This window comes from Nodosilinea sp. LEGE 07088 (assembly GCF_015207395.1).
In the GTDB taxonomy this organism is placed as follows: Bacteria; Cyanobacteriota; Cyanobacteriia; order Phormidesmidales; family Phormidesmidaceae; genus Nodosilinea.
The window spans coordinates 1-3318 of the sequence record NZ_JADEWX010000313.1; the positions used below are offsets into that span (position 1 = coordinate 1).

Genomic DNA, 3318 nt, shown 5'->3' on the forward strand with positions numbered 1-3318 from the left:
TTGGAAATGTCGTGAGACCCACAGGTTGGACAGGTCATCTCGATTTCCATATGGCCTACTCCCTCAAAATCCAGGAATACAACGACGATGCCTTATTTCTCTCTATCCTTTACGTTAATCCACTACCCAAAAAAGATTACCCGGGCGGGTAATGGGGTTTTGGGGCGCGCTCAATTAAATTGAATGTGTTGCAAATGTTACACCCTTCCGGAACACCGATTGGTGGCCTGAAAATAGGGTTTAACGGCTCTTTGAGTGGTGCTCTACCCGGTTGAGAACTTTGGAAAAAGTTCTAATTAACTCTCTTTTGTCCTATGGATTTCAGGAAGATATTCAGATTTTTGCGGCTGCTATTCTCCCCTGAAATGCCGCCTGCCCTGGCGCTGCCTCCAGCTGTTTTAGAGCCTGAAAAAGGCAATGTCTGCCATGGCAATCTGCAAGCACCTTTGTTGAGGAATATTTCTATGGTTTACTATTCGCCCGATGGACAACGGCCCGGTCGTGACTATGAAGGCCGCCGTAACGAGGCTAAAGCGATTCGCGATCGCAAGCGCGACGATGCCTGTGATGCCTTTAGCCTAGAGATTCCCCCCACTAACGGCGATGAGGAACGGTTTGAGCAGGTTGGCTTTCCAGGCTTTGCCACCTTTACTAAAGCCCTCGCCCACGATGCTAAGGGTCTGGTCGATGCGGCATCGCTGCGATCGCTGCTCGATGCCCTACAAGCGGGCACCCAAGAAGCTCTAGAACAGGTGCAGCTGGGCGGCGGGGCTCGCCGTCTGGCCAACCCGCTCAATGCCTTTTCCTATCAAGCCCTGGGGGATGACTCTAACGGAGCCCGCATGGCTGCCGCCCCGGCCTTTGCTAGCCGCAACGCCGCGGTGGATATGGTCGAGCGCTACTGGATGGCCCTGTGCCGCGACGTGCCCTTTGACCAATATGCCAACAGCGGGCTGATCCAAGCCGCCTGTGACGACCTCAATGCCCTGGGGTTTGACGACCAGTTTGGCTTTGTCTGCACCCCCCAGACAATTTTTCGAGGCCCCTACCGGGGTTGCCAGGTCGGCCCCCATGTGTCTCAGTTTTTACTGCAAGACTTTAACTTTGGCAACCAGCCCATCAGCCAGGTACAGCGCTATCCTCGGCCCGGGGTCGACTACATGACCGACCTGGAGACCTGGAACCGGGTCAACAACGGCGACATCAACCCCAGCGGCACCGATCTGCTGGAGGGCAGCCGCCGCATCACCACCCTGCGCGATGGTGGCCAATGGGTTCACATCGACTTCCCCCATCAGGCGGGGTTGTGGGCAACCATCATGCTGTTGGGCCTGGGGGCTGAGACCTCAGCGGCTATCCCCTATGGCCGTGACATCACCACCGCCTACGCCTTTGGCAGCCTGGGTGGCCCCGATGTCAGCATCCAGAGCGGGCTGGCCGGGGTCTACGCCCTCAAGCACGCCTGGTTCCAGAAGTGGTGTGTACACCGCCGCCTGCGCCCTGAGGTCTACGCCCAGCGGCTAGAGCTGTTTCGGCGCGGCCAACTGGGTAGCTCAGCCGCGAACCCCTGCCACGATGCCAAGTTCAACGACTTATTTGGCGAAGGGGCCGAGGTCTGGCGGCAGACCCAGGTGCTCGATCGCATCTATGCGCACAACCATCAGCAGAATATTGCCCACAACCGGGGCAACTGCGAAGGCACCTGGCTGTTGCCCATGGCCTACCCCGAGGGCTCGCCGACCCACCCGGCTTACCCCGGCGGGCACTCGGCGTTCATCGCCGCCGCCGCTACCGTGGCCAAGGCCTACTTTGCCGATGGCCCCTTCCCCTGCCCCAAGGTGCCGGTCGAGGGCGGCACCCGCCTGGCCGACTACCGGGGCGCAGGGCTCACCATCCACGGCGAGCTGAATAAGCTGATCGCCAACGTCACCCTGTTCCGCGACGGGGCCGGCATGCACTGGCGCACCGATGGTACCGCCTCTGGCCCCAACGTCGGCCTCGATCGCCCCGGCACCGGCATTGAAACCGGCGGCAACCTGCTGGGCGAGCGGTTAGCCATCAGCATGCTGCGCGACACCCGCTGCACCTACCGCGAGCAGGTCGGCACCTTTGCCTTTGAGGGCATTGGCGGCAACTCGATTGAGGTGTAGACGCCGCGATCGCTCAGTTTTGGTGTGCTGAGTCTCTAGCCTCGTCGTCTCTTAGGGCGACGGGGCTTTTTTATGTCGCTGGGGCAACACCATGCTATCGGTGGTGTATGTACCCGTGACGTTGAGTTGGAACCAGCGATGAAAGCCGTTGCCCTTACCCAATACTTGCCCGTTAGCGACCCGCGATCGCTCGTTGACATCGACTTACCCCAGCCTGCCCCCGGGGGCCACGATCTGCTGGTGCGGGTCGAAGCGGTGTCGGTCAACCCGGTAGATGCTAAGGTGCGATCGCCCCAGGACAAGGTAGAAGAACACCCCAAGGTGCTGGGCTACGACGCGGCGGGCCTGGTAGAAAGCGTGGGCAATGCCGTCACCCGGTTTAAGCCAGGTGATGCCGTCTACTACGCAGGCGATATCACCCGGCCCGGCTCCAACGCCGAATTTCAGCTGGTGGATGAGCGCCTTGTGGGCCACAAACCCAGCACCCTCTCCTTTGCCGAGGCAGCGGCCCTGCCCCTGACCACCATCACCGCCTGGGAATCGCTGTTTACTCGCCTGGGCATCAACCGGGCTGGGGGCAATCGAGGGGATTCAATTCTCATCATCGGCGGGGCCGGTGGGGTCGGCTCGATCGCCATTCAGCTGGCCAAGCTGGCCGGTCTGGTCGCGATCGCCACCGCATCGCGGCCTCAATCCCAGGTCTGGGCTACCCAGATGGGGGCCGACTACGTGGTCGACTACCACGAACCCCTACTCGAAGAAATGGGCCGATTGGGCCACCGCGAGGTCGATTTCATCGCCAACTTCAATGACACCGATGCCTACTGGTCGCTGATGTCAGAGCTGATTCGCCCCCAGGGCAAAATCGTCGGCATCGTCGGCAACCGCGACCCCCTCGACTTAAACCTGCTCAAAAATAAAAGCGCCACCTTTGCCTGGGAGTTTATGTTCACCCGCTCCATGTACCAAACCACCGACATGGCTGACCAGGGCAACCTGCTCGACGAAGTCGCCGCCCTCGTGGCTGCAGGCAAGCTGCGCACTACCCTGGGGCAGACCCTCTCCCCTATCAATGCCGCTAACCTACGCCAGGCCCATGCCCAGGTGGAGTCGGGGCGCACGATTGGCAAGCTGGTGTTGGCGGGGTGGAGTTAGGGAGTAGATGGGG

At 60.5% G+C, this 3318-nt stretch carries 2 protein-coding genes; both read left to right on the forward strand.

Annotated elements, in window-relative coordinates:
* Positions 1–464 precede the first annotated feature (464 nt).
* The gene (locus IQ254_RS30350) at positions 465–2150 is read left to right on the forward strand and encodes a phosphatidic acid phosphatase (protein WP_193969864.1); all 1686 of its coding nucleotides are present in this window, start codon (positions 465–467) and stop codon (positions 2148–2150) included.
* Positions 2151–2288: 138 nt separating this feature from the next.
* Positions 2289–3305 (forward strand): zinc-binding alcohol dehydrogenase family protein, encoded by a 1017-nt coding sequence (locus IQ254_RS30355; protein WP_193969865.1) that lies wholly within the window; start codon positions 2289–2291, stop codon positions 3303–3305.
* The last annotated feature ends 13 nt before the right edge of the window (positions 3306–3318 follow it).

Coding starts and splice junctions, on each gene's coding strand:
- IQ254_RS30355 (WP_193969865.1), top strand. CDS start 2,289: ATGAAAGCCGTTGCCCTTACCCAATACTTGCCCGTTAGCGACCCGCGA.
- IQ254_RS30350 (WP_193969864.1), top strand. CDS start 465: ATGGTTTACTATTCGCCCGATGGACAACGGCCCGGTCGTGACTATGAA.